Origin of the sequence: Streptomyces sp. 4N124, assembly GCF_052245395.1 — a bacterium.
Lineage (GTDB): Bacteria > Actinomycetota > Actinomycetes > Streptomycetales > Streptomycetaceae > Streptomyces.
Genome location: NZ_JBQQBS010000028.1, coordinates 18,657 through 44,684, shown reverse-complemented (window position 1 = coordinate 44,684; position 26,028 = coordinate 18,657). Strand labels below are relative to the sequence as shown.

The 26,028-nt window shown below is 70.6% G+C and carries 24 protein-coding genes; 8 read left to right on the top strand and 16 right to left on the bottom strand.

Annotated elements, in window-relative coordinates:
- Positions 1-35: 35 nt before the first annotated feature.
- On the bottom strand, positions 36-1,703 hold the full coding sequence (locus ACTWQO_RS26495; protein WP_443239867.1) for a class I adenylate-forming enzyme family protein: 1,668 nt from the start codon (positions 1,701-1,703) through the stop codon (positions 36-38).
- Positions 1,700-2,464 carry an SDR family oxidoreductase gene (locus ACTWQO_RS26490; RefSeq protein WP_443239866.1) on the bottom strand — a complete coding sequence of 255 codons (765 nt, stop codon included), beginning with the start codon at positions 2,462-2,464 and terminating at the stop codon, positions 1,700-1,702. The genes ACTWQO_RS26495 and ACTWQO_RS26490 overlap by 4 nt, the downstream gene beginning before the upstream one ends.
- 163 nt (positions 2,465-2,627) lie before the next feature.
- On the opposite strand from ACTWQO_RS26490, the gene ACTWQO_RS26485 reads away from it, so the two are divergent.
- Positions 2,628-3,860 (top strand): exo-beta-N-acetylmuramidase NamZ family protein, encoded by a 1,233-nt coding sequence (locus tag ACTWQO_RS26485; protein WP_443239865.1) that lies wholly within the window; start codon positions 2,628-2,630, stop codon positions 3,858-3,860.
- 80 nt (positions 3,861-3,940) lie between these two features.
- A complete protein-coding gene (locus ACTWQO_RS26480; RefSeq protein ID WP_443239864.1) occupies positions 3,941-5,260 on the top strand; it encodes an alpha/beta fold hydrolase in 1,320 nt (439 codons plus the stop codon).
- Positions 5,261-5,276: 16 nt separating this feature from the next.
- Here the strand turns inward: ACTWQO_RS26480 and ACTWQO_RS26475 are convergent, their stop codons facing one another.
- Positions 5,277-8,072, bottom strand: coding sequence for a penicillin acylase family protein (locus tag ACTWQO_RS26475; RefSeq protein ID WP_443239863.1), 2,796 nt, complete (start codon positions 8,070-8,072; stop codon positions 5,277-5,279).
- Positions 8,073-8,272: 200 nt separating this feature from the next.
- Between ACTWQO_RS26475 and ACTWQO_RS26470 the strand changes: the two genes are divergently transcribed.
- Together ACTWQO_RS26470 and ACTWQO_RS26465 are read left to right on the top strand one after the other, a co-directional pair.
- Positions 8,273-8,881 (top strand): hypothetical protein, encoded by a 609-nt coding sequence (locus ACTWQO_RS26470; RefSeq protein WP_443239862.1) that lies wholly within the window; start codon positions 8,273-8,275, stop codon positions 8,879-8,881.
- Positions 8,882-8,979: 98 nt separating this feature from the next.
- On the top strand, positions 8,980-9,699 hold the full coding sequence (locus ACTWQO_RS26465) for a 3-keto-5-aminohexanoate cleavage protein (protein WP_443239861.1): 720 nt from the start codon (positions 8,980-8,982) through the stop codon (positions 9,697-9,699).
- Between the two features lie 393 nt (positions 9,700-10,092).
- On the opposite strand, the gene soxR is transcribed toward ACTWQO_RS26465, so the two are convergent.
- Positions 10,093-10,566, bottom strand: coding sequence for a redox-sensitive transcriptional activator SoxR (gene soxR / locus ACTWQO_RS26460; RefSeq protein WP_443239860.1), 474 nt, complete (start codon positions 10,564-10,566; stop codon positions 10,093-10,095).
- Positions 10,567-10,703: 137 nt separating this feature from the next.
- Between soxR and ACTWQO_RS26455 the strand changes: the two genes are divergently transcribed.
- Positions 10,704-11,165, top strand: a complete 462-nt coding sequence (locus ACTWQO_RS26455; RefSeq protein WP_443239859.1) for a MaoC family dehydratase — start codon at positions 10,704-10,706, stop codon at positions 11,163-11,165.
- Between the two features lie 26 nt (positions 11,166-11,191).
- On the opposite strand, the gene ACTWQO_RS26450 is transcribed toward ACTWQO_RS26455, so the two are convergent.
- The 3 genes from ACTWQO_RS26450 to ACTWQO_RS26440 form a co-directional block, all read right to left on the bottom strand.
- Positions 11,192-11,815 (bottom strand): TetR/AcrR family transcriptional regulator, encoded by a 624-nt coding sequence (locus ACTWQO_RS26450; protein ID WP_328441422.1) that lies wholly within the window; start codon positions 11,813-11,815, stop codon positions 11,192-11,194.
- Positions 11,816-11,888: 73 nt separating this feature from the next.
- Entirely contained in the window at positions 11,889-12,134 is a 246-nt protein-coding gene (locus tag ACTWQO_RS26445; RefSeq protein ID WP_210574749.1) for a YiaA/YiaB family inner membrane protein, read from the bottom strand.
- A gap of 75 nt (positions 12,135-12,209) precedes the next feature.
- Positions 12,210-13,361 (bottom strand): acyl-CoA dehydrogenase family protein, encoded by a 1,152-nt coding sequence (locus tag ACTWQO_RS26440; RefSeq protein WP_443239858.1) that lies wholly within the window; start codon positions 13,359-13,361, stop codon positions 12,210-12,212.
- Positions 13,362-13,452: 91 nt separating this feature from the next.
- On the opposite strand from ACTWQO_RS26440, the gene ACTWQO_RS26435 reads away from it, so the two are divergent.
- From ACTWQO_RS26435 to ACTWQO_RS26425, 3 genes are all read left to right on the top strand, one after another.
- Entirely contained in the window at positions 13,453-14,094 is a 642-nt protein-coding gene (locus ACTWQO_RS26435; RefSeq protein ID WP_443239857.1) for a TetR/AcrR family transcriptional regulator, read from the top strand.
- Between the two features lie 89 nt (positions 14,095-14,183).
- Positions 14,184-14,894 (top strand): ArsR/SmtB family transcription factor, encoded by a 711-nt coding sequence (locus ACTWQO_RS26430; protein ID WP_443239856.1) that lies wholly within the window; start codon positions 14,184-14,186, stop codon positions 14,892-14,894.
- Positions 14,895-15,066: 172 nt separating this feature from the next.
- Complete coding sequence (locus ACTWQO_RS26425; RefSeq protein WP_443239855.1) at positions 15,067-16,011, top strand: DMT family transporter; 945 nt, start codon at positions 15,067-15,069, stop codon at positions 16,009-16,011.
- Here the strand turns inward: ACTWQO_RS26425 and ACTWQO_RS26420 are convergent.
- The 9 genes from ACTWQO_RS26420 to ACTWQO_RS26380 all read right to left on the bottom strand — a co-directional run bounded on the left by ACTWQO_RS26420 (position 16,003) and on the right by ACTWQO_RS26380 (position 26,021).
- Positions 16,003-17,325, bottom strand: a complete 1,323-nt coding sequence (locus ACTWQO_RS26420) for an MFS transporter (RefSeq protein WP_443239854.1) — start codon at positions 17,323-17,325, stop codon at positions 16,003-16,005. The genes ACTWQO_RS26425 and ACTWQO_RS26420 overlap by 9 nt on opposite strands.
- A gap of 124 nt (positions 17,326-17,449) precedes the next feature.
- The gene (locus tag ACTWQO_RS26415; protein ID WP_443239853.1) at positions 17,450-18,532 is read right to left on the bottom strand and encodes a Zn-dependent alcohol dehydrogenase; all 1,083 of its coding nucleotides are present in this window, start codon (positions 18,530-18,532) and stop codon (positions 17,450-17,452) included.
- 11 nt (positions 18,533-18,543) lie between these two features.
- The gene (locus tag ACTWQO_RS26410) at positions 18,544-19,932 is read right to left on the bottom strand and encodes an aldehyde dehydrogenase family protein (RefSeq protein ID WP_443239852.1); all 1,389 of its coding nucleotides are present in this window, start codon (positions 19,930-19,932) and stop codon (positions 18,544-18,546) included.
- A 92-nt stretch (positions 19,933-20,024) separates the two neighbouring features.
- Positions 20,025-20,477, bottom strand: a complete 453-nt coding sequence (locus ACTWQO_RS26405; RefSeq protein ID WP_443239851.1) for a DUF3574 domain-containing protein — start codon at positions 20,475-20,477, stop codon at positions 20,025-20,027.
- A 19-nt stretch (positions 20,478-20,496) separates the two neighbouring features.
- A complete protein-coding gene (locus tag ACTWQO_RS26400; protein WP_443239850.1) occupies positions 20,497-21,834 on the bottom strand; it encodes an ABC transporter ATP-binding protein in 1,338 nt (445 codons plus the stop codon).
- Between the two features lie 109 nt (positions 21,835-21,943).
- The gene (locus tag ACTWQO_RS26395; RefSeq protein WP_443239849.1) at positions 21,944-22,645 is read right to left on the bottom strand and encodes a class F sortase; all 702 of its coding nucleotides are present in this window, start codon (positions 22,643-22,645) and stop codon (positions 21,944-21,946) included.
- Positions 22,632-23,258 (bottom strand): hypothetical protein, encoded by a 627-nt coding sequence (locus ACTWQO_RS26390; protein ID WP_443239848.1) that lies wholly within the window; start codon positions 23,256-23,258, stop codon positions 22,632-22,634. The genes ACTWQO_RS26395 and ACTWQO_RS26390 overlap by 14 nt, the downstream gene beginning before the upstream one ends.
- Before the next feature lie 99 nt (positions 23,259-23,357).
- Complete coding sequence (locus tag ACTWQO_RS26385) at positions 23,358-24,593, bottom strand: MFS transporter (RefSeq protein ID WP_443239847.1); 1,236 nt, start codon at positions 24,591-24,593, stop codon at positions 23,358-23,360.
- Between the two features lie 24 nt (positions 24,594-24,617).
- Complete coding sequence (locus ACTWQO_RS26380) at positions 24,618-26,021, bottom strand: CitMHS family transporter (RefSeq protein WP_443239846.1); 1,404 nt, start codon at positions 26,019-26,021, stop codon at positions 24,618-24,620.
- Positions 26,022-26,028: the final 7 nt, after the last annotated feature.

Below are 26,028 nucleotides of genomic sequence, written 5' to 3'. Positions count from 1 at the left end.
CTGCCTTTCCGAGCTTTCTGCTGTTCTCTTGTTCTTCACTGACCGTCGTGCGGCCGGGAACGAAGCTCCCGACGGAGGATCTTCCCACTCGCCGTCTTGGGCAACTCGGGCAGGATCTCCACGTGCCGCGGATATTTGTAAGCGGCCAGTCTCTCCTTGCAGTACGCGGCCAGCGCACCGGGGTCCGTGTCGGCGCCCGGACGGAGGCTGATGTACGCCTTGACGGTCTCTCCGCGGTACCCGTCCGGCACTCCGACGACAGCCGCCTCACGCACCGCCGGATGTGTGTACAGCACGTCCTCGACCTCACGCGGCCACACCTTGAAGCCGGACGCGTTGATCATGTCCTTCTTGCGGTCGACGACGTACAGCCACCCCTCGGCGTCCATGAACCCGATGTCGCCGGTGCGCAGCTCGCCGCCCGGGAAGGTCTCGGCGGTGGCGTCGGGGCGCCGCCAGTAACCGGGGACGACCTGCGGTCCCCGTACGACGATCTCGCCCTGCTCCCCGAACGGCACCTCCGTGCCCTGGTCGTCGACGATCCGTACGACCGTGTCGGGCCCCGGCACCCCGACGGCCAGCGTCCCGGACACCGGGTCGACGGGCGCCTCCCGCCCCGGCGGCACGGAGGCACAGGGCGCGGTGCACTCCGTGAGGCCGTACCCGTTGCGGATGTACGGCCCGAAGCCCGCCCGGAACTTCTCCACCAGCGCGGGCGGCAGCGGAGCGCCGCCGGAGGAGATGATCCGGAACGAGGAGAAGTGGTCCGGAGTGACGTCCGGATGGGCGGCCAGCGCCATGAAGGCGGTCGACGGACCGACGGTGTAATGCGGCCGGTGCTCGGCGAACGCGTCCAGCACGACCCCCGCCTCGAAGCGGTACGCCAGCACCAGCCTGCCCGCACTGTTCAGACACGCGCCGAGCTGGCAGACCATCCCGGTGATGTGGAACAGCGGCGCCAGCGCGAAGTAGACGGGCTCCTCGGGCAGCCCGAGCCCGGTCCGCTGCCGCTCGGCGTTGTACATGATGTTGCCGTGCGTGTTGGTGGCGCCCTTGGGGGCGCCGCTGGTGCCCGAGGTGTAGCTGATCAGCGCGATGTCGGAGGGGCCCGGGTCACGCCCCTCCGGTGCCTTGTTCCCCTGCCGGGCGACGACCGTCAGATCATCGGCATCGGCGGCCTGTGGCAGCCGCTCGAAGGACAGCACGCGCGCGTCGTCACGAGTTTGGAAGTCCAACTCACTGGCGGTGAGCACGATCCGCACCGGCGAGCCCTGTGCCGTCTCGCGCAGATACGATTCCCAGGCCCGGTCGGCGCAGATCAGCGCGGCCACGTCACCGTCCCGCAGCACATGGCCGACCTCCCCGGCCTTGTACATGGGGTTGACCGGCACGACGACCGCGCCCGCCTTCCAGGCGCCGAGCAGCGCCAGCACGAAGTGCGGCGAGTTCTGCAGCAGCACGGCGACCCGGTCGCCACGCTCCAGACCCCGCGCGGCAAGATGCCCGGCGACGGAGTCGCTCAGCTCGTCGACCTCGCGGAAGCTCAGCCGGGCGTCGAAGTAGGCGAGGAAGGTACGGTCCGGCGTCTCGGCGACGGCCCGGCGCAGTGCGTGCACGAGGGAGTCGACGGGTTCGACGGGAGCACGCTGGGCGTCGTTCAGCAGCCCCAGCCAGGGCCGGTCGGCATAGCGAGAGCCGGTCACTCGGCCGCCTCCCACTTCTGCTGGAGGTGGTTCATGTTCGTCAGCCAGCGGTCCGGGTCGGCGGCCCGTGCCTGGTAGTACCCGGCGACCTCGGGGTGCGGCAGGATCAGGAACCGGTCCTCCTCGATCCCCTTGAACAGCGCGTCCGCGACATCCTCCGGCTCGATCGCGGTCGGCTTCAGCACCAGATCGCCCGCACTCCCGGTACCGGCCAGCATGTCCGTCCGCACCCCCTGCGGACAGATCGCGTGCACCTTGATCCCCCGGTGCCGATACGTCAACGACAGCCACTCGGCGAAGGCGTACGCACCGTGCTTGGTCACGCTGTACGGCGCTGCCCCGATCATGGTGAGCAGCCCCGCGGCGGACACGGTGGACACGAACCGCCCACGCCCACGCTCCAGCCACCCCGGAGTCAGCTCCTGAGCGGCCCGCACGTGCGCCATCACATTCACATCCCAGGCCAACGCCCAGACCTGCTCACCAGCCGCCTCGGACCCACCCGAGGGAAGCCCGGCATTCGCGCAGTAGACGTCGACGGCGCCACCGAGCGCGTCCCGAGCGTCGGCAACAATGGCCGAGGCGTCACCCGGCACCGCGATGCCCCCGATCTCATCGGCAACGGCCTTGGCCTTGGCGGCATCCAGATCGTTGACGACGACTCGGGCTCCTGCGGCAGCAAACCGCCGGGCAAGCGCGGCCCCGATCCCGCCCCCAGCTCCAGTGACAACTACTCCGACGTCCTGCACGGCTTCCACCATCGGTCTCCTTCGGCTGCGGCTCCACTGCGGGCCAGACTAACCGGTCGGTATGTGTCAGAGGAAGGGCGAGGAAAATGCCGGTGAGGGGCGCGGGGAACTGCGCGACAAGCCACGAACTACCGGCAGCTTCCACACAACCCGCGGGAGCAATACCGTGCACCCCATGCGCCTATCCAGACGAGCCCTACTCGCAGCGACAACGGCAGCAACAGCACTCTCCAGCGCGCCTCCCGCCTCCGCGGCCCAGCGCCGCAGGCAAACCGGCTTCGAGCGGCTTGCCGCAGACGGCTACACCACACTCAACGGCGACCGCGTCGGAATCGTCACCAACCCCACCGGCGTAACCCGCGACGTCCGCCACATCGTCGACCTCATGCACGCGGACAACCGAGTGAACCTAGGGGCCGTCTTCGGCCCCGAACACGGCTTTCGCGGCACCGCCCAGGCCGGCGGCTCCGAAGGCCGCTACGACGACCCCGCCACCGGCCTCCCCGTCTACGACACGTACCTCAAGAGCGGCCGCCCCCTCGCCGACATCTTCACCGCATCCGGAGTCGACACGATCGTCTTCGACATCCAGGACGTCGGCGCCCGCTTCTACACGTACATCTGGACGCTGTACGACTGCATGGAGGCCGCCCAACTCGCCGGCAAACGCTTCGTCGTGCTCGACCGTCCGAACCCGGTGACCGGCCGCGAGGCCCAAGGCCCGGTCCTGCACAAGGAGTTCGCGACGTTCGTCGGCCGGCAACCGATCTCCCAGGCGCACGGCATGACGGTCGCCGAGCTGGCGCACCTGTTCAACGGGGAGTTCCTGGAGGCCCCGGTCGAGCTGGACACCGTACGGATGACGGGGTGGAAGCGGTCGGAGTTCTACGACGCGTCCGGGCTGCCGTGGGTGCCTCCGAGCCCGAACATGCCCACCCCCGACACCGCCCTTGTGTACTCGGGGACTTGCCTCTTCGAGGGCACCAACCTCTCCGAGGGACGCGGCACCACCCGCCCGTTCGAACTGCTCGGTGCCGAGGGCATCGACGGACGCTGGGCCGCCGAGGTGAATCAACTGGGCCTGCCCGGGGTCCACTTCAGGGAGGCGTATTTCGCTCCGGTCTTCTCCAAGTTCCAGGGGAAGACCATCGGCGGCGTACAGATCCATGTGCACGACCGGGCCGCGTACGACCCCGTGCGCACGGGCATCGCGCTGCTGGTGACCGCCAAGAAGGTGTGGAGCGGCTTCGCCTGGCGGTCGGACAACTGGATCGACAAACTCACCGGCTCCACGCGGGTGCGCACGGCGATCGACGCGGGAGCCGGCACGGACGAGGTGGTGGCGGGCTGGCAGCAGGAGCTGGCGGCGTTCCGGAAGGTGCGGAGGGAGTATCTCCTCTACAGATGACTCCGGCCGTCTGGCCAACCCCGCCCGGCCGCAGGACGATGCCACGCATCACGTGACATCGGGGGACAAGGGGGCCCGGCATGGCGGATCCGGAGATGAGTGTGACTCCCTACTGGGAGCTGACGTTCGACGCGGACGGCGATGTGAACGGCAAGCAGCGGGACCGGCTGCTCGCGGGAGTCGCGGACCGGAAGGTCGGTGACCTGATCGTCTTCGCGCACGGCTGGAACAACGACCGCTCGATCGCGACCCGGCTCTACAGCCGCTTCTTCGCACCGTTCCCCCGGCTCGCGCCCCAGGCCAGGCTCGGGTACGTGGGTGTGCTGTGGCCGTCGATGCGGTTCTCCGACGAGCCGATCCCCGACTTCCCACGGTCGGTGGCGGCCGAGACGTCCCAGCAGCCCGCGCTCGACAAGGACACCCGGCACTCGCTGCTGGAGACCTTTCCCGGCCGGGCGACCGTGATCGACCAGATCGCGCGCATGCTGGACCAGCAGCCGCGTGAGGAAGCCGAGTTGGAGGAGTTCGGCCGGCTGGTGCGGCTGCTGGTGGAGGTCGTACCGCCGGGGCCGCAGGCGCTGTTCGCGGCGGACACGCTGGCGGAGGGGGTGCCGCAGAGCGAGCCGCTGATGTTCTCCGGGTCCGCGGCGACGGCCTGCGAGGAGTTCGCGCAGGCGCTGGCCGGTCTCGGGTCTCCGGGCGGCACGGCCTCCTTTTCCCTGCCCAACCCCTGGAAGGGTGCCCAGGAACTGCTGCGGCAGGCGACGTACCACGCGATGAAGCGGCGCGCGGGAACCGTCGGGGAGCGCGGGCTCGGCCGGGTCGTCGGGCAGCTGGCCAAGGCCGTGCCGCATGCGCGCGTGCATCTCGTCGGGCACAGTTTCGGCGGGCGGCTGGTGTCGTTCGCGCTGCGCGGGCTGCCCGAGGGGGTGCGCACGGTGAAGTCGGTGACGCTGCTCCAAGGGGCCTTTTCGCACTACGCGTTCGCGGCCCGGCTCCCGCACGACACGCGCGCGGGAGGGGTGCTCCAGGGCCAGCAGAACCGCATCGACGGCCCGCTGGTGTGTTGCCACTCCCACCACGACTCGGCCCTCGGCACGATGTATCCGCTGGCCTCGCGTATGGCGGACGACGATCGGTCGGTCCTCGGCCTCGACGTCGGGCGGATGCTCGGCGACAAGTGGGGGGCGATGGGGCACAAGGGGATGCGGGCGGTGCCGGGCACGCGCGCGTTGAAGCTCGCCGACGCGCTGAAGAAGGGCAAGCTGCCCGCGTCGGGGTGCGTGAACGTCGACGCGGCCGCCGTGGTCAGACGCGGCGGCCCACCGGCCGGCGCGCACAGCGACATCGCGCACCGCGAGCTGGCGCAGGTGGTGCTGGCGGCGGGCCGTATCGCCTGACCCGCCGCCCGTGAACTCACCTATGTGATGTGAACTCGACCACCTGCTGGTACGTCGGCCGGTTCTGCCAGCTGATGTTGGGGTGCTTGATGCCGCCCAGCGTGCGCTGGTTGATCGAGTCGGCGCACCACTGGTTGCCGGCCGCGCACAGGTCGTCGCCGGGGTAGACCTGGGCCGGGGTCTTGCCGGCCGCCTCCTTCAGCGTGCTGATCAGGGTGTCCCGGCAGGCGCTGAGGCTGCCGCCGCCGCAGTATTTCTTCGCGAGCGGACCCTGCACCGTCTCACCGAGCACCGCCCGGATGTCCTTGTCGACATAGCTCCACCAGCCGTACTGGTAGGCGCTTCCGGCATGGGCGCCGGTCGGCCCATGGGCGGCCGACGGGGTCTCGTCGATCGGCAGGTTGGCGGTGAAGGCGCCGTACAGCTCGCTGCCGAGGCCGGGTTCGAACTCGGCCTTCACCAGCAGTGGCCACCACGCGTCCAGGATGCGGATCGCGTCGGCATGGGCGTACGTCTTCGAACCGGCCGACGTCTCCGTGCGCTTGCCGCCCGCCGTCACCCACGCGGACAGCTTGTCGACCGCCGCCTTGGCCGTGGCGTCGGTCACCGTCGAGCTGTTGACGACCTTGAGCAGATCCGGCAGCACGTCCTCCGCCCGCAGATCGGCGAGCCCGGCGTCGGCCATCGCCTTGGTCAGCGAGGCCCGGGTGACTCCACCGGCGGCGACCATCTTCTTCACCCGGTCCTCCAGCAGATTGCCGCGGTGCACGGACCCGACACCCCAGGGCGCGGTCGTGTAGTCCTTGGCCTGCTTGTTGTTCCAGGAGATGTAGTAGTCCTGGTCGATGGAGTTCGGGTGCGCGGACGCGGGCGTGTAGTCGGCGGTGTTCGTCGCCGGATTCCAGTTCTTCCACTCGTACGCCGGCCGCGCCCACACCGGGAACTCGGCGTCGACGCCGGTGGCCCGCACCGGGTTGTCGCCGCTGTTGTAGTACGCGGTGTGCTCGGAGTCGACGTAGAACCAGTTGAACGTGTAGTTGATGTGCTGCACCGCGCGCTGGAAGGTCTGCGGGCTGTTGACGTAGCCCGGGTCGTTGAGCATCTGGAAGCCGATGATCGAGTCGGCCTCGTGCAGGAAGGACGAGCGCAGGGTGGTGTAGGCGACCTTCTTGCCGTCGACGGTGGCTCGGTACTGGACGGGGCCGTACTTGGTGCGCCAGACCCGCATCGTGTACGAGCCCGCCGCCGTGCCGTCGGCGGTGGTCGGCTTCCAGGCGTTCTTCTGCTCGACCTTCTCCATCGCCGTACAGGTGCCGCGGTACAGGTAGTGGTAGTCGTCCTGGCACAGTTCGACGGCGTAGCTGTCGATGATGTCCTGGCCGGAGGTCGTGGCGCTCCACGCGTAGTCCTGGCCGCGTCCGAGTTCGACGTACATGCTCAGGCCCGCGAAGGAGGCGCCGCGGGCGCTGAGACCGGGACCCTGGATCTCCTGGAGCATCAGCAGCTGGGGCGCGAAATAGCCGGTCTGCGGCCCGAAGACGGCGACCGGGTGGCCGCTGGCGGTGTGCTCGCCGCTGACGACGAGGGCGTTGGACATGCCACGCTTGGCGGAGGAGAGCGCGGTGTCGGTCGCGGTGCTCGACGTGCTGGCGGCACTCGACGTCGAGGCGCTGCCCGTACGGTCGTACACCAGCTGTTCCTCGTTCACCGAACCGGCGTCGGGCATCGCGGTGCCCTGCGGGTCGTCGGGCTTCGAGGCGTACGGGAAGCTGCCGTCGTGGAGGGTGAGGACGGCCTCGGGGTCGTTGCGCTCGCGGAAGGACTCCCAGACCTTGGTGCCCTCGGCGACACCGTACTTCTCCTGGGCGGCGAGCAGGGAGAGCGCGTTGTTGACCTCGCCACCGCCTCCGGAGCCGAACAGGGCGCCGATGACGGAGGCCAGCGCGACCAGGTCGGTGAGCTTGAAGTGCTGGATCGTGCCGGCGTTGGTGATGGAATCCTTGTGGCCGGTCAGGACGTACTCGCCGGGGAAGTAGCGGCCTTTGTCGGAGGCGTCGATGTAGGCGTTGATGCCGGCGATGTACGCGTTGACGTCGGCGAGAGCCTGCTGGCCGCGCTCGCCGTTGCTGGCGACGGCGTTGTCGATCTGCGCCTGGAGGTCGGCCTCGGTGTAGGGCGCGGTGCGCCAGAACTGCTGCTCCAGGCCCTGGTTGGAGGCCGCGCCGCCCGCGAAGGGGGTCAGCTGGCCGCGTCCGACATGGCGGAAGACGTCCATCAGCCACAACCGGTCCTCGGCCGCCGCATAGCCGGCGCCGAACTCCGTGCCGTATCGAGTGGTGCCGGTGATGTGCGGCACACCCGTCTTCTTGTCGCGGACGATCGTCACATCGCTGCGGCCGGCGGGCTTGACGGTGGAGGCGACTTGATCGGCGGGGACCCCGAACGAAGCGTCGTTGAAGAACGAGTTGATCGTGGAGTTGGTGAGCCCGGAGTGGCCGGTGGCCAGGTTGGCGTACGGGCCCAGCTGGTCCTCGGCGTGGGCGGGCTGGGTGCCGAAGGCCTGGTTCAGGATGATCTGGGCGAGGGTGGCGTTGCCGTTCTGGCCGGCCGGGAGGATGTCGGAGCACTGGTTGCCGCAGTGGTCGGTGACCGCCGCCGCGTCGATCTCCGCGGTCTCGGCCGCCGCCGCTTGGGAAAGCGGGGACAAAAGGCCGGCAATCAGGACGCATACGGAAGCCGACTTCAGGAACCCGGGGAATCTACGGGGAGTTCTCAGTCTGTCGAGGGCGGTGCGTGGGGTGCGCCGTGGCATGTGCAGCTCCTACCGACGGGGGTGGGCCCGGACGTTACCGCCGGTATCCCCGAGATGGAAGGTGAACATGCGTCAACTTCTGGAGGTCATGGAAAAAGGATGGAGCCGAATCGCGTGTCGATACGTCTATTCGGCAACGTCCGAACGACGACGCCGAAGTAACCGAAGTACAGGTGCAGGTGTGACGGAGGTGCAGGGCGATGGCCGGTTTCCGGAGTCTGGCGAGACAGGTGCGAGATCCACGGTGCGATCTGGCGCTTCGGCGCTACTCGCTCCGCAAGTGCCTTGAGCGGTTCGCTCCGTACGGGCACAGGGCGACCTGGGACCATTTGTGCTCCCGGGCAGGGTTCGGTCCCGAGGACCGGTCGCCCGATCCAGCGCGGCTCGTGGCCGCGTTGGACGAGCTGGAAGAGGCACGTTCGGTGTGGCTGGCCTACGAGGTCGGGTTCGCCGAGCGGCGCAAGAAGGAAAAGCACGACGGACTGCGCAGGCCGGGCAGCGTTGATGACTGGCACCGGCTGACCTGGGGCGGTTTTGGAGTCGCCTGGTGCGACAATCCGCGGGTCCACCCGCGAGAGCCCCTGGCCGAGGTACTGCGCCGACTGATCTCCGCCCTTGAACGCGAACCGGGGTCCGACTGCCCGGTGTGCGGCGGAGCGCGCCTGATCTGGAAGTACGACCTGGCCCATGAACCTTCCTCGGGCCCGGTGTGCACGGACTGCGGCATCGTGGTGCCGCGTCCCGTGCTGACGTCCGAGGCGCTGGCCACGGCCAGGCGCGGACGACTGCTGGTGTCCGCGTCCGCATAGGTACGGCGGGGGTGCGCCGGGGATGCCGCACCCCCGATTGAACGCGGTGAGCTGCGATGCCGGAGGGCATTGTCAGTGGTGACTGGCACCATCGAGGCATGGTGCAGGTGTGTCTCAACGGGCCCCGGGGGGCCGCCGGCGGAGCCGGGGTGCCGCTGTCGCCGGAGGCGATGGCCGAGTCGGCCGTGCTCGCCGTCGCGGCCGGCGCGACGGACGTCCATGTTCATCCCAAGACGCCTTGCGGGCAGGATTCTTTGTCGCCGCGGGTGGTTGCTGCGACGCTCGATGCGATACGGGCGCGGGTGTCGGTGCCGGTCGGGGTGACCACCGGTGCGTGGGCCGAGCCTGATCCGGTGGCCCGGCTGGAGCGCGTGCGTGCGTGGACGGTGCTGCCCGATCACGCCTCGGTCAACTGGCATGAGCCGGGCGCCGAGGAGATCGCCGCCGCGCTGATCGAGCGTGGGGTCGGTGTGGAGGCGGGGATCTGGTCCGGGACGGACGGGGCGGGGCGGTTCGCGCGCTCGCCGCTCGGGGGGAAGGTTCTGCGGGTGCTGGCGGAGGTGACGGATTCGTCGCCGGACACGGCTGAGGAGAGCGCGCGGGTGTTGTTGGCCGGCCTGGGTTCTGCGCATGGTCGGCCGGTGTTGCTGCATGGGGAGGACGGGGGTGCGTGGCCTGTGCTGCGGCTGGCGGGGCGGTTGGGGCTGGCGACGCGGATCGGGATGGAGGACACGGTTGTCCTGCCGGACGGGGGGCGGGCGGGGTCCAATGCGGAGTTGGTGGTGGCGGGGGTGCGGGAGTACGGGGCGTGCGGCTAGCGGTGCCGGAGTGATCGTGGGCTGAGTGGGACCCGGGGTGAGGGCTGGGCGGGGGTGGGTCGCGCGGCCCGGCGCTTGCGGGGTGCCGTCGGTTGGTGCCGGCCGGGGGTGGGTCGCGCAGCCCGGCGCTGACGGGGTGCCGCCTGCGCCCACCCGTGCCGCCCCAGGCGGCACGCATGCCCGCAGCTTGGCGGGACGGGCGGCCTCCCGCCTGCCGGGTGGGCGCCGCCTCGCGGCACGCATGCCCGCAGCTTGGCGGGACGGCAGGCACCGCTGGGTGGGACGGCAGCCCGCGCCTGGGTGGGCGCCGACCTGGCGGCACGTATGCCCGCAGCTTGGCGGCCGCACGCGGGCGCCCGCCGGCTGGCGCGTCGATATGGGGCCCCTGCGCCGTTACTCGTCCTTCCTGCCGCGCCCTTCTACCAGCAGGCGGGAACCCGAGCGGCGTTCGCCGAAGATGTCGTCGGGGTTGGAGAGGACGCAGGTGTCGAGGGAGAGGCAGCCGCAGCCGATGCAGTCGGTCAAGTGGTCGCGGAGGCGGTTGAGTTGCTTGATGCGTTCGTCGAGTTCGGAGCGCCAGGCCTCGGAGAGGTGGGCCCAGTCGTCCTTCGTGGGGGTGCGTTCCTCGGGGAGTTCGGCCAGGGCCTCGCGGATGGTGGCCAGGGGGATGCCGACGCGTTGGGCGGCGCGGATGAAGGCGACTCGGCGGAGGGTGTCGCGGGTGTAGCGGCGCTGGTTGCCGGAGGTGCGGCGGCTGGCGATCAGGCCCTTGGACTCGTAGAAGTGCAGAGCGGACACCGCGGCGCCGCTGCGGGCGGCGAGCTGGCCGACCGTGAGTTCGTGGATCTTCTCGTGAATCTGGGGCACCCCTCGAAGGTTACCCATCCAAGACCCGCTGCGGCTCCGGTCGTCCGGAGAGCTCCTGTGCGTTGACAGAGGGCCCGCCACCTACCATGCTAAGCAGTTGCTTAGACAGGTCACATTGCGACGCGAGAGGCCGGGACATGGCAGAGCCGAGGATCTTCACGTCCGCCGACGAACTGAAGGCGGCGGTGGGCGAGCAGCTGGGGTACACCGACTGGCTGGAGATCGACCAGAAGCGGATCGACCTGTTCGCGGAGGCCACGGGCGACCACCAGTGGATCCACGTCGATCCGGAGAAGGCGGCGACCGGGCCCTTCGGGACCACCATCGCCCACGGGTATCTCACGCTGTCACTGCTTCCGCTCTTCGGGCCCCAGCTGATCAAGGTCGAGGGCGTGAAGATGGGCGTCAACTACGGGACGAACAAGGTCCGTTTCCCCGCGCCGGTGCCGGTCGGTTCGCGACTGCGCGCCACCGCCACGATCAGCGGTGTCGACGAGGTGACCGGGGGCGTGCAGGTGACCGTCGCCTTCACCGTGGAGCGCGAGGGCGGCGACAAGCCGGTGTGCGTCGCCGAGTCGGTGTCCCGCTATTACCTCTGAGGGCAGGGCCTGTCCGGCAGACCGGACTACTTCGCCCCCACCATCCGCAGCACGAGGTCGGCATAGAGCGCGCCGACCTCGTCCGGGGTCCACGGACCGTCGATGCTGAACCAGCGGGCGACATCGATGCAGAGCGAAAGCACCGCGAGCGTGGTGCCCTTCACGTCGAGGACGTCGAAGTCGCCCGCGGCCACGCCGTCTTCGATGATCCCGCGCACCTCGGCGTCGCACTGACGGCGCAGCGCGACGATCTCCGCGCGAGCCTCGGGGCCGAGTGAGTCGAGTTCGTACTGCACGACCCGCGCGGTGGTGCGCCCCCCGGCGTGCCAGCGCACGAAGGAGCTCACCGCATCGGCGAGCCGCTCCGCCGGGCTGCCCTGGCGCTGCGCCGCCGTACGCAGGATGTCGATCGCCTTCTCATGGCCGATCCGGCTGATGCGGTGGAGCAGCTCTTCCTTGGTCTTGTAGTGGATGTAGAGCGCGGCCGGGCTCATACCGGCACGGCCCGCGATGTCCCGGGTCGTGGTGGCGTGGTAGCCGCGCTCAGCGAAGGCCTCCACGGCGGCGATCAGCAGCCGCCGGGCCGCGTCCGGCGTCACCTCGCCCCACGCCTGCGGCTCGCCGCCGGCCGTCTCCTGCGCCGCACTCATCGCTCGTTCGCCCCTCTCACCGACAAGGCCACCACCATACCGCTCAAGGTGAGCGAGCGCTTAGCGTGCCCGCTCAGAGCTTCTCGAACGGGTGGTACGCCCGGTTCTCCGCCTCCTGCCGGTCCCTGATCACCTTGGCGAGGGTGAAGGCGGAGGTGACGAGGTACAGGACGGCGATCGCCAGGAACGCCCGCACCCAGACATCGGCCTCCAGCTTGAAGATGCCGATCGCCGTGGCGGCCATGGCGACGACGAAGGAGGCGACCGCCTGCCCGTAGAAGGCGGCCGTGTTCTGCTGCTTGCCCGCTGTGTCACTCATGAGGACAAGGATCGGCGGATGTGGGACGCGCCACATCCGCCGAAGTACTCAGTCACGTACCTAGAAAGCAGATACCTAGAAGGCCGAGACGCCCGTCAACGCCCGCCCGATCACCAGCTTCTGGATCTGGCTGGTGCCCTCGTAGAGGGTCATCACGCGGGCGTCGCGCAGCAGTTTGCCGACCGGGTACTCGTCGATGTAGCCGTAACCGCCGAAGACCTGGAGGGCGTTGTTGGCGGCGCGGACGGCGGCCTCCGAGGCGAACAGCTTGGCCTTGGAGGACTCGGTGGCGAAGGGCAGGCCGCGGTCGATGAGGTCGGCCACGCGCCAGGTCAGCAGCCGGGCGGCGTCGACGTCGAGTGCTATGTCACATATCAGCTCCTGTACGAGCTGATGGTGGGCGATGGTCCTGCCGAACTGCTCCCGCTCGGTCGCATACCGCACCGCCGCGTCCAGCGCCGCCTGCGCGATGCCGACGCAGCCCGCCGCCACCGACATCCGCCCCTTGGCCAGCGCCGACATGGCGACCGAGAAGCCCTTGCCCTCGGGTGCGAGCATCGCGGAGGCGGGGACGCGGACGTCCTCGAGGACGAGTTCGGCGGTGGCCTGGCCGCGCAGGCCGAGCTTGCCGTGGATGGTGCGGCGGGTAAGGCCGGGCGCGGCGGTCGGCACGAGGAACGCGGAGACGCCCTTGTGGCCGGGCGCGTCCGTGGAGCGGGCGAAGAGCAGGACCACGTCGGCCCACGTGCCGTTCGTGATGAACATCTTGGTGCCGTTGATGACGTAGTCGTCGCCGTCCCGGACGGCGCGTGTGGCGAGGTTGCCGGCGTCGGAGCCGGTGCCCGGCTCGGTGAGGCCGAAGCAGCCGACGTACGCCCCGGAGGTCAGGCCCGGCAGCCAGCGGCGCTTCTGCTCCTCGCTCCCCCAGGCGGCGATGGTCTTGGCGACCAGGCCGAGCGAGACCGACACGATGCCGCGCACGGAGGAGTCGCCGCGGCCGAGTTCCTCCGTCACCAGGCAGTACGCGAGATGGTCGCCGCCGCTGCCGCCGTACTCCTCGTCGATCGTCAGCCCCAGGAAGCCGACCTCGGCGAGCTTCTTCACAATGGCCCGGTCGACGTCTTCCGCGCGGTCCCAGGCGACGACGTTCGGGGCGATCTCGCGGTCCACGAAGTCCCGGGCGAGCTGCCGTACGGCGATCTGCTCCTCGCTGAGCTCCAGGTTCATCGCGAAGTCACCCCTAAGTCAGCCCTACTTGAAGGCCATACATTTAAATTAGCACTGCTAGTTTCTGGCATGCAGCCCTACTATGTGCGCCATGGCCCGACCGCGCAAGCCCCTCCTCAGCACCGACCGGATCGTCGACGCTGCACGGGCGCTCGTGGACGCGGAGGGGCTTGCGGCGGTCTCGACGCGCCGGCTCGCCGCCGAGCTGGGCGTGAGCGGGCCCTCGCTCTACAACCACTTCCGGACGAAGGACGAGATCCTGGAAGCGGTCGCCGACTCGGTGAGCGCCCAGGTCGATCTGTCGATGTTCGAGAACGGCCGGGACTGGCGGACCGCGCTCCACGACTGGGCCGTCTCCTACCGGGCCGCACTCCGCGACCACCCGAACATCGTCCCGGTGCTGGCCCGCGGCCCCGGCCGCCGGCCTGCCGGACTGCGCCTCGCCGATGCCGTCTACGGCGCTATGGTCCAGGCCGGCTGGCCGCCCGCGCAGGCCACCTCGATCGGCGCGCTGATGCGGTACTTCATCATGGGCTCCGCGCTCGGCTCGTTCGCCGGGGGCTTCGTGGACGACGCAAGCGCGTACGACCCCGCCGACTACCCCCACCTCGGGCAGGCGCACCTACTCGCCGAGCAGCAGGAGAAGATCGACGAGCGGGCCTTCGAGACGGGGTTGACCGCGCTGCTGGACGGGCTGGTGCAGCAGTACGAGCAGGTCAAACGGGCGAGCTGAGCGCTCCGTTGTAAGTTCCGCGAGCTGCCGAACCGCGAATCACAACACTTCGGTGTCCGCCGAAGTGTCCGTCACCCATCCTGGAACGCATGACCACGAAAGACGCCCGCGCCCCCGAGCTGGCCCGGCTTGCCGGGCTCGTCGCCGACGAGACGCGGGCCGTGTGTCTGCTCGCGTTGCTCGACGGGCGGGCGTGGACCGCCGGGGAACTGGCCCGGCACGCGGGTGTCGCCGCGTCGACGCTGAGCGAGCACCTGGGCAGGCTCGTCGCGGGCGGACTGCTCGCGGAGGAGCGGCAGGGGCGCCATCGGTACGTCCGTCTCGCCGATCCGCAGGTCGCGCAGCTGCTGGAGGACCTGGCCGCACAGGTCGCACCGGAAGCGGCGGCGCGCCCGCGCACCCTCCGGGAGTCGACCGCCGGGTCCGCGATGGCCCGCGGCCGCACCTGCTACGACCACCTCGCCGGGCGGCTCGGCATCACGCTGACCGACGCGCTGACCGAGCGCGGACTGCTGAGCCAGGACACCGGGTTCGCGCTCACGGAGGCGGGGCTGCGGTGGTTCGACGCGGTCGGCATCGGGCTCGATCGCAAGGGACGGCGTCCGCTGGCCCGTGGGTGCCTCGACTGGACGGAGCGCCGCTCCCATCTCGCGGGCGTGGCGGGGGCGGCTCTGTGCCGTCATGCGTTGGACGCGGGGTGGTGTGTGCGGATCGGTTCCGAGCGGGCCGTGAAAGTGACTCCGTCGGGGGTGCGGGTGCTGGGGGAGCTGCTCGGTATCGAGGCTGGGGCGTTGCGGTGAGGGGGGTGGGGGCATTGTCGTGTGCCGGGTGCGGGCTCGTGGGGGCTGGTCGCGCAGTTCCCCGCGCCCCTTTCGGGGCGCTGCAGTGCCCCGTGTGAACCCCTTGACGTGCTGATCTCACCGTCCGAAATACGCGAGCCTCACCCCATCCCCCTCTCCTAGCCTCTGGAGCATGATGAACGCCTCCCCTGCCCGCCGTACGGAGCTACTCGCCGCCGGTGCCGCCACCGTCACCGTCGTCCTCTGGGCCTCCGCCTTCGTGTCCATCCGCAGTGCGGGAGAGGAGTACTCGCCGGGTGCGTTGGCGCTCGGGCGGCTGCTGGCGGGAGCCCTCACGTTGGGGATCTTCTGTCTCGTACGGCGGGAGGGGTGGCCGCCGCGGGCGGCGTGGCCCGGGATCGCGATATCGGGGTTGTTGTGGTTCGGGTTCTACATGGTCGCCCTCAACTGGGGCGAGCAGCAGGTGGATGCGGGGACGGCGGCCCTGGTCGTGAACATCGGGCCGATCCTGGTCGCGCTGCTCGCCGCGCGGCTGCTCGGTGACACGATGCCGCCGCGGCTGCTGGCGGGCATGGCGGTGTCGTTCGCGGGTGCGGTGGCCGTGGGGCTGTCGATGTCGAGCGGGGGCGGGTCGTCGGTGCTCGGGGTGGTGCTGTGTCTGCTGGCGGCCGTCGGCTATGCGGGCGGGGTCGTGGCGCAGAAGCCCGCGCTCGGGCACGCCAGTGCGCTGCAGGTGACGACGTTCGGGTGTCTGGTCGGGGCCGTGGCCTGTCTGCCGTTCGCCGGGCAGCTGGTGTCGGACGCGGCGGACGCCCCGCTGTCGGCGACGCTCAACATGGTCTATCTCGGCGTGTTCCCGACCGCGCTGGCCTTCACGACGTGGGCGTACGCCCTGTCCCGTACGACCGCCAGCCGGATGGGCGCCACCACCTACGCCGTCCCCGCACTCGTCGTCCTGATGTCGTGGCTGGCGCTCGGCGAGGTGCCGAAGCTGCTCACGCTCGCGGGCGGGGCGCTGTGCCTGGCCGGGGTGGCGGTGTCGCGGTCGCGCGGACGGGCCACGGCGCCGGAGGGGGTGTCGGCGCCGCAGCCCGAGCGGGCGTCGAAATCAGCGTGAACGTGCCCTGTCCGCAAGGACCTTGATGGACAGCAGGGCGATGACGGAGAGCCCGATGATGTAGGCGGACACCGCCATCGACGTGCCGGTGGCCTCCAGGAGCAGCACCATCACGAAGGGCGCGAGTCCGCCGCCGCACACGGCCGCGATCTGGTAGCCGAGGGAGGCGCCGGTGTAGCGCATCTCGGGCGTGAACAGCTCGGCGAACAGGGCGGCCTGGGGGCCGTACATGATGCTGAGGAAGCAGCTGGCGACGAAGGTGCCGACGGCCAGCCACAACAGCGAACCCGTGTCGATCAGCAGGAACAGCGGAAGGGCCCACAGCGCGATGCCGGCCGCGCCGAACGCGTAGACCCGGATGCGGCCGATCCGGTCGGACAGCGCGGCGGACGCCGGGATGAGGATCAGCTGGGTGAGGCTGACGCAGAGGGAGACCGTGAGGACAGCGCTGCGTTTCATGTCGAGTTCGCGGGTCGTGTAGTCGAGGACGCCGGTGATGAGGATGTAGAAGGTCGCGGTGTTCACGGCGAAGGAGCCGCCGGCGAGGAGGACCGTGCCGAGGTGGTTGCGGAGGATCGTGCGCAGCGGGGAGTTCTGCTCCGACTTCTCCTTCTCACTCAACTGCCGTTCCGCCGCGCGGAATTCAGGCGTTTCCTCGACGCGCGTGTGGATGTACCAGGCGAGCGCGAGCACGAACAGGCCGATCAGGAACGGGATGCGCCAGCCCCAGGCCGCGAACGCCGACTCGGAGGTGAACGCGCCGGCCAGCAGGAAGACGGTGTTGGCGGTCACGACGCCGATGGGGACGCCGAGTTGGACGACGCTGCCGTACACACCGCGCTTGCCCTCGGGGGCGTACTCGGTGGCCAGCAGCATCGCGCCGCCCCACTGCGCGCCGACGGCGACGCCCTGTGCGATGCGGAGGAGGACCAGGAGGATCGGGGCGGCGACGCCGATCGTCTCGTACGTCGGGAGCAGGCCGATGCCGGTGGTGGCGACGCCCATCAGCGTGAGCGCGAGGACCAGCATGGGCTTGCGGCCTCGCTTGTCGCCGAGCTGGCCCGCGACGATGCCGCCGAGGGGACGGGCGAGGAAGCCGACGGCGAAGGTGGCGAAGGAGGCGAGTACTCCGGCGGTGGAGCTGCCGGCGGGGAAGTACAGGTCGCCGAGGACGAGGGCGGCGGCGATGCCGAAGACGAAGTAGTCGTACCACTCGACGGCCGAGGCGAGGGCTGCCGCGGTGGCTACGCGGCGTCGGTTGACCGTGGGGAGGGCGGTCGTGGGGATGGGGTGAGCGGAGGGGGCCATGTCCATGCGTGCACACTCCGGTGGGTGCTGGGGACGTTGGCGGCGAACGTACTGACCGGACGGTATGGCGTCAACGGTTGTGCGCGAAGGTTGCCCGGAGCACCCAGGGGGCTCCGGGCTCGCGTCTGCCTCAGAACACCACCAACGCCCGTCCACCCTTCCCCGCCAGCATGTTCTCGAACGCCGCCGGAATCCCGTCCAGCGCGATCCGCTCCGTCACCAGCGCTCCCAGGTCCAGGCGGCCCGCGCGGACGTGCTCGGCGAGGACCGGGAGGTCCTTCGCGGGGTCAGAGTTGCCGTAGACGCAGCCGGAGAGGGTGCGGCCCCAGTGGAAGATCTCCAGGGCGTTGAAGGTGACCTCCTGGTCCTTGCCGCCGATGCCCACGACCGTGGTGCGTCCGCCGCGGCGGGTGGAGTCCCAGGCCGTCCGGATGGTCGTCGCGCGGCCCACGCACTCGACGGCGACATCGACGCCCTGCTTGCCGGTGAGGGCGCGGATCTCGCGGGCGGTGGTGTCGGAGGCGACGACGTAGTCCGTGGCGCCCGCATTCCGCGCCAACTCCTCCTTCTCCGGGGAGACATCGACCGCGACGATCTTCGACGCGCCCGCGATACGGGCCGCCTGGAGTGCCGCGAGGCCCACTCCCCCGACGCCGTACACCGCCACCGTCTCCCCCGGCTGGACGCGTGCCGAGTGGTGGACGGCGCCGTAGCCGGTGAGGACCGCGCAGCCGAGGAGGGCCGCGTCGGTGAGCGGGATGCCCTCGGGGAGCGGGAGGGCGCAGGACGCGGAGACGACGGTCTCCTCGGCGAACGCGGCCACGTTCAGGCCGGGGTGGAGGTCGGTGCCGTCGGACGTGCGCCGGGCGTGGACGTCGGCGGCGCCGTTCAGCGCGTTGGCGCACAGCCAGACCTCACCGAGGGCGCACGCGTGGCAACTGCCGCAGGACGGGGCCCAGTTGAGGACGACACGGTCGCCGGGTGCGAGGTGGGTGACCTCCTCGCCCACGGCGACGACCGTCCCGGCGCCTTCGTGGCCGAGGACGGCCGGGACCGGGACGCGCATGGTGCCGTTGGACAGGGACAGGTCGGAGTGGCAGACGCCGGCGGCGGCGAGGCGGACGCGGATGCGGTCCGGGCCGGGGTCGGGCAGGTCGATGTCGGTGATCTCCAGCGGGGAGCCGATGGCGGGCAGGACGGCGGCGCGGACCATGTGCGGGCTCCTCAGAACTGCAGGGACTTGGTCTGGAGGTACTCGGCCAGGCCGTGCGCACCGAGTTCCCGGCCCACACCCGACTGCTTGTAACCACCGAAGGGGGCAAGGGGGTTGAAGCGTCCGCCGTTGATGTCGACCTGCCCGGTGTCCATCCGGCGGGCGAAGGCCGCCGCCTCCGACGCGTCGCCCGCCCACACGGCGCCGGCGAGCCCGTAGACCGTGCCGTTGGCGATCCGCAGGGCGTCGTCCTCGTCCTCGTACCGGATGATCGACAGGACCGGCCCGAAGATCTCCTCCTGGGCGATCGTCATCTCGGGGGTGACGTCGGCGAAGACCGTGGGCGCGATGAAGTAGCCCTGGTCATACGGGGGTTCCGCGCCGCCCGCGACGATCCGCGCGCCCTCCGCGACACCCTTCTCGATGTAACCGCGCACCCGCGCCTGCTGCTTGGCGCTCACGACGGGGCCGATGCGCTCGCCGTACTTGGCGGCGGCTGTCGCGGCCAGCTCCACTGCCTCGTCGTACTGCTCCCGGTGGACCAGCATCCGCGTCCACGCACTGCATGTCTGGCCGGAGTTGGACATGACGTTGGCGACGCCGACGTTGACGGCCTTGGCCAGGTCGGCGCTCGGGAGGATGACGTTGGCGGACTTGCCGCCCAGCTCCAGGGCGACCTTCTTGACGGCCGCGCCCGCCGTCGCGCCGATCTGCCGTCCGACGGCCGTGGAGCCGGTGAAGGAGACCAGGTCGACGCCGGGGTGCTCGGCGAGGGCCTGGCCCGCGACCGGGCCGAGGCCGGTGACGAGGTTGAAGACACCGGCCGGGACCCCGGCCTCGTGGACCGCCTCGGCGAAGAGCTGGGCGACGAGCGGGGTGTCCTCGGCGGGCTTCAGCACGACCGTGCAGCCTGCCGCCAGCGCCGGGGCGACCTTGGCGACGATCTGGTGGAGCGGGTAGTTCCACGGCGTGATCGCGCCGACCACGCCGATCGGCTCGTGGAAGACGGTCGAGTTGCCGACCTTTTCCTCGAAGGCGTACGTCGCCGCCAGCTCGGCGTACGAGCCCGCGACCGCGATGGGGACGGCGGCGTGGACGTTCTCGGAGAACTTCAGCGGCGAGCCGAGCTCGGCCGTGACCGTCTCGGCGATCTCGTCCTTGCGGGCCATGAGGACGTCCCGGAGGGCGGTCAGGCGTGCGGCCCGTTCGGCGGGCGGGGTCGCGGCCCAGCCCGGGAGGGCGGCGCGAGCGGCCCGTACGGCGGTGTCGACGTCCTCGGCGCTGCCGGCCGGGACCCGGCCGATGACCTGCTCGTCGGCCGGGTTCACGACCTCGGTCGCGTCCTGGCCGGCGGCGGGGCGCCAGGCGCCGTCGATGTACATGCCGTCGTGTGCCTTCATCGTGCTTCCTCCCGGGCGGGACCATGTGCTCCGAGCACCAAACTAGCGATGTTAGTTTTCGCTCGCCAGGGGGGCCTGAGCTCCCGGACCGGTCAGAAGTCGACCTGGGCCCGGTCGTCGACCCGGCCCACCGACTCCTGGCCGAAGGCCTTCTCGTAGTCCCGGCGGATCTCCTCGATCTTCCGGTCGCTCGGGCCCGCCTCCGTCACCGGATACAGCAGGATCAGCTCGTACGACCGCTCCTTCTCGATCGTGCCGCTCATGTCCTTCCACTGACCGCGCCCGCTCTGCACGGTCAGCCCGTTCGGGAAGCCGGGCGTGACCTCCTTGTCGATGAAGGCCATGAACTGCTTGTCGGTCACGGCCGGACCGCCGTCCGGGCGCGCGGTGCCGAAGAAGAGCTGGGTCTCGATGTACGGCTCTCCGCGCTGCGGTGCGGCGGAGGTCCCCTCGTCGAAGGTGGCGTAGGCGGTCGGCGCGCCGACGGCGAGCAGCAGCCCGGCCACGGCGAACGCGGCCTGGGTACGCGTGAGTTGGAGATTCATGCACCCATCGTGGCGGGCCTTACTCCTCCAAGTCCGGCAAACGCGCCGGAGCCGGGCAGATCCGCTCGCCGTGCTGGTCGAAGACGAACAGGTGGGCGATGTCGACGAGCAGGGGCACCTGCATTCCGTGCCGGAGTTCGAGGTCCGGGGTGGTGCGGACGATGAGGTCGCCGGGGAGACGACCCTCGGGCGGCACCGGTTCGGAGGCCGCGTCCGTCGGATGCTCCAGGACCACCACCGGTCCTGCGCGCCGCGCGCCCGCGCGTTCCCGGAGACGGTCCAGGACCGTGCCGCCCTCGCGGCGGCGGCGCCGGACCGGGCGGGCGGGGCGCGGGGCCTCCAGCTCGGGTACGACGGCCGGGTGGGAGCCGGTGTTGAAGTGGACGAGGACCTCGTGCCCCTGGAACTCCACATGCTCGACCAGACCGGTGAGCACGACCTCACCGGGCCGGGCGGACGCCGGTTTGGCGATGCGTACGGCCTCCGAGCGCAGGCCCACGATGACCTCCCGGCCCTGCTGGACGCGGAGCAACTGGTGGTCCAGGGACAGGGGTTCGGGCAGCCGCAGATACTGCTTGCCGAGGCTGATGGTCATGGCGCCGTCGAGCGGGGCGCGCACCAGGCCGCGCAGCAGGTTGATGCGCGGGATGCCGATGAAGGCGGCGACGAAGACGTTGCGGGGCAGCGCGTACACCGAGCGCGGGGTGCCGACCTGCTGGAGGATGCCGCCGCGCAGGACGGCGACCCGGTCGCCGAGCGACATGGCCTCGGCCTGGTCGTGGGTGACGTACACCGTGGTGACGCCCAACTCGCGGGTGAGGGCGGATATTTCGGCCCGTAGGTGGTTGCGGAGCTTGGCGTCGAGGTTGGACAGTGGCTCGTCCATCAGGAACGCGGAGGGGTGCCGGGCGATGGCGCGGCCCATGGCGACGCGCTGGCGTTCGCCGCCGGAGAGCTGACCGGGGAAGCGGTCCAGCAGGTCCTCGATGCCCAGCATGCGGGCGGTGGCGTCCACGCGCGGGCGGGGGTCCGCGCCGGGCGCCTCGATACGCAGCGGGAAGCCGATGTTGTCGCGGCTGGTCATACTCGGATACAGGGCGAAGTTCTGGAAGACCATCGCCATGTCCCGCCCGGACGGCAGCAGATCGTTGGCGTACTCGCCGTCGAGCAGCAGCTCGCCCTCGGTGATCTCCTCCAGCCCCGCGATCATTCTGAGCACGGTGGACTTCCCGCACCCGGACGGCCCGAGCAGCACCAGGAACTCACCGGGCTCGATGTCCAGCGACAGCCGGTCCACCACACGGACACCACGGTCGTAGACCTTGCTCACATCGTGCAGAGAGATGGCGCGCGTCATGACAGGTGCCCCCGAGGGCTCACTTGGGCGGTCGAAATGCCCCGTGCGGGTCGAACGGGGCGTGGGTCACGGAAGTTAACGGAATGTGCGCGGTCGGGGAAGAGGTTGGTCACTTTGTGGCGGTCAGGTGGGCGAAGACCACCACGTTGCTGGTGTAGCCCGAGCGCCGGCTGAAGAGGCCGCCGCAGGTGATCACGCGGAGTTCCGGGCGCTTGGCCGGGCCGTAGACCTCCTTGTCGGGGAAGTCCGCCTTGTCGAAGACCTTCACCCGGTCCACGGTGTAGACGGCGGTACGGCCGTCCGCGCGCCGCGCCTCGATCGGCTTGCCGGGCTTCACCTCGGCCAGCCCGGCGAAGACGGCACGGCCGGTCCTGGTGTCGCGGTGACCGACGGCGATCGCGGTGCCGGGCTCGCCGGGCGTGGGGCCGCCCTCGTACCAGCCGACGAGCTTCGGCTTGTCGATCGGGGGTGTCTCCAGCTCCCGGTCCCGGTCGAGCCCGAGACCCGTGATCGGGGCGTCGATGCCGAGGGACGGGATGCGGAGGGTCGTGGGCCGGGACCGGGGCAGTGGGCGGAGCGGGGGCGTGGGTGTGGGGCGGCGGGCGGCGCGGACGGGGCGGTCGGCGGGCGCGGGGCGGGCCGGGCCGGAGGCCGCCACGGTGGCCGGGGCGCCTCCCGGCGCTACCGGCATGTCCGGGCTCTCGCACCGCACAACCACCGTGACCAGGACGACCGTGAGCAGGGCCGTCCTGGTCAGGCGGTAGGCGCGAGTCCGGTGCCAGGGCCTGCGTCTGCGCCTACGCGGCACCATGGGGCCGGCGGCGGTTCATCCGGAAGTACATGGTGCCGCCGAGGGCGACCACGGCCGCCGCGCCGGTCACCGGCGCGAACGCGGCGGCGCTGTCGACGAGACCGCCGCCGCCCGCGTGCACACCGCCCCGTGGGCCGCGGTGGTCGCCCGGCCCCCAGGCCGCGTCGGCGCGCTGGTGATCCTCGATGCGGTTGCGGTCGCGGCAGTTGACGCGGAAGACCTTCTCCTTGGGGGCGCCCAGCACGATCCAGGTGATCTTGTACTGCCCGTCCGCGAGCCTCAGCTGGTCGGTGTGACCGGCACCCCCGCCGAGCTGGATGGTGCCGGCGACGGTGGCGGCGGAGGGCAGCGGAGGCTGCGGCGTGATGGTGTAGGCGATGGCGGGGAGGACGTCGAAGTTGACGGCGTCGAGGTAGAACCTGCAGACCGCCGGCTCGTCTCTCGAGTCCCCGAAGGGCACGCCCACGCTGTGGATCCTGATGTCGCCGTTCTCCCCTTGGGCCGACGCCGTCGGCGCCGCCACCCATGACGCGCCCGCCGCGGTGAGGGCGGTGAGGACGACAGTGGCGCCCGCGCGGCGGCGGAAGGTACGTGAGGGTGTCAGGGTGGGCATGCGCGCTCCTCCGATTCAGACGATTTTCATACAAATCGTTCTTTCGCCTGACTCTCCGTTACGCGCACTGCGACTCGCCGTACTGACACCGGCGCGTCGTCAGATATCGCTCGTCCGGCGGAATCTGGAGCGCTTCGGCCGCTCCCGCGCGGTGGGGCCGGGCCCTTCGGGCCCCTTCGGCGTCCGCAGCGCGACCCCCGCCGACAGCAGCAACAGACCCCCCAGCATCACGAACGGCGCCGCCACGCCGGCGACCCCCGCGACCAGGCCCGCGGTCGCCGGCGCGGCGACCTGGCCGAGGCGGTTGCCGGTCAACCGGAGTGCGAGGGCCGTGGAGCGGGCGCCGTCGGGGGCCGCCTGGACGACCGTCGTCATGGACAGCGGCTGGCCGACGCCGAGGCAGAAGCCGAGGGCGACGAGGATCAGGGCCAGCGCCCACACCGGCACCGGCACCGCGATACCCGCGCACAGCAGTGCCCCCAGCAGACAGGTCACGGTGAGCAGCAGCGTCCGGCCCAGCAGCCTCAGCAGCGGGGTCAGCACCAGACGGCACGCGATCGTGGCCGCCGCACGGAGGCTGAGCAGCACGCCGATGACCGACGGCGCGATGCCCCGGTGCTCGCCGACCACCGGCAGATAGGCGGTGAGGATGTCGGTCGCGGACAGCACGGAGAGGCTGATGAGGATGCCCGCGGGGACACCCCGGGCGCGCAGGATGCGCTGGACGGGGACGCGGTCGCCCTGCCCGGTACGGGACTTGGCGGTCGTACGGTGCTCTATGCGCCACAGCGAAGTGAACGCGACCGCCGCCCCCGCACCCGCGACCAGCAGCGCGAGAGCGCTGGTCCCGGCCATGTCCCGGCCGCCGATCAGCGCGCCCGCCGCGATGGGGCCGACCAGCTGGCCGAGCGAGGCGCCGATGGTGAAGTGGCCGAAGTTGCGGTCCTGTTCGTGCGGGGCGGACTGGCGGGCGACGAGCGACTGGGCGCCGATGACGAAGGACAGATGACCGAGGCCCATCACCCCGCTCCAGACCGCCATCGCCCAGAGGGAGTCGACGAGGCCGCTGAGCGCGCAGCCGCCGGATATCAGGACCACACCGGCGGGCAGCAGGGGCGCACAGCGGCCGTGGTCGGTACGGCGGCCCAGCGGGACGGCGGCGAACAGCGGGAGCAGGGCGTACACACCCGCGATGACGCCGATCGCCCGCTCGTCGGCGCCCAGCGCGAGCGCCCGGTAGGAGACGGCGGGCCGGGCCATCGACACCGCCCCCTGCGCGAAGCTGAAGGCGATGACGAGGCGGAGCAGCCAGCCGCGGTTCCCACCGGGCGCCATGGTCGAGTCCTCCGTGGCGGTACGTCAGATGATTCCGAAGAGGATGCCTGCCCCGAGGATGATCAGACATGTGAGCGCCGCCCACTTCACCACGAACCTGGTGTGGTCGCCGAACTCCACCTTGGCCATGCCGACCAGGACGTACACGGCCGGGACGAGCGGGCTCGACATGTGCAGCGGCTGGCCGACCAGGGAGGCGCGGGCCATCTCCAGCGGGGAGACACCGTGGGCGGCACCGGCCTCGGCGAGGACCGGCAGGACACCGAAGTAGAAGCCGTCGTTCGACATGAAGTAGGTGAGCGGGAGGCTCAGCAGACCGGTGACCAGGGCCATGTGCGGGCCCATGCCCTCGGGGATGACGTCCACCATCCACTTGGCCATGTGGTCGACCATGCCGGTGCCCTGGAGGACGCCGGTGAAGACGGCGGCGGCGAAGACCATGCCGGAGACGTTGAGGACGTTCTCGGCGTGGGCGCCGAGGCGGGCCTTCTGGTCGGGCATGTGCGGGAAGTTGACGGTCAGCGCGAGAGCCGCGCCGAGCAGGAACAGCACCGGGATCGGCAGCCACTCCATGATCATGGCGGTGAGCAGGACCACCGTGAGCAGCGCGTTGAACCAGTACAGCTTGGGGCGCAGGGTGGGCCGGGCCGGGTCGAGGACCTTGAGCATGCTGTCGTCCTCGTCGTCGGGCGCGTCCGCGTCCGTGCCGGCGCCCGAACCGCCGGTGGCCACCGGGGTCTTGCCGGAACCTCCGGCGCCCACGAGAACGGTCTCCGTCTCCTTCTCGTCCACCAACACCTCGTCCAGCGTCAGCGTGCCGAGCCGCTTGCGCTCGCGCATGCCGAGGACGTACGAGAGCACGAAGACACCGAGGAGGCCGACGGCGAGGGCCGGGATCATCGGGACGAAGATGTCGCTGGCGTCCAGCTTGAGGGCGGTGGCGGCACGGGCCGTCGGGCCGCCCCACGGCAGGGTGTTCATCACGCCGTTGGCCATCGCGGCGACACCGGTCATGATGACCAGGCTCATCTTGAGGCGCTTGTACAGCGGGTACATCGCCGAGACCGTGATCATGAAGGTGGTCGAGCCGTCGCCGTCGAGCGAGACGATGGCGGCGAGTACGGCGGTGCCGACGACGATGCGCATCGGGTCGGCCTTGCAGAACTTGAGGATCCCCCGGACGATCGGGTCGAAGAGCCCGACGTCGATCATCACTCCGAAGTAGACGATCGCGAACATGAGCATCGCCGCGGTCGGGGCAAGGCTGGTCACGCCGTCGATGACGTAGTCACCGAGCTTGGCGCCCTTCCCGACGAACACGCAGAACAGTGCTGGGATCAGCACGAGCGCCGCGATCGGCGACATCTTCTTCATCATGATCAGGACCAGGAAGGTCGCGATCATGGCGAAGCCGAGGATGGTCAGCATGAGTGGA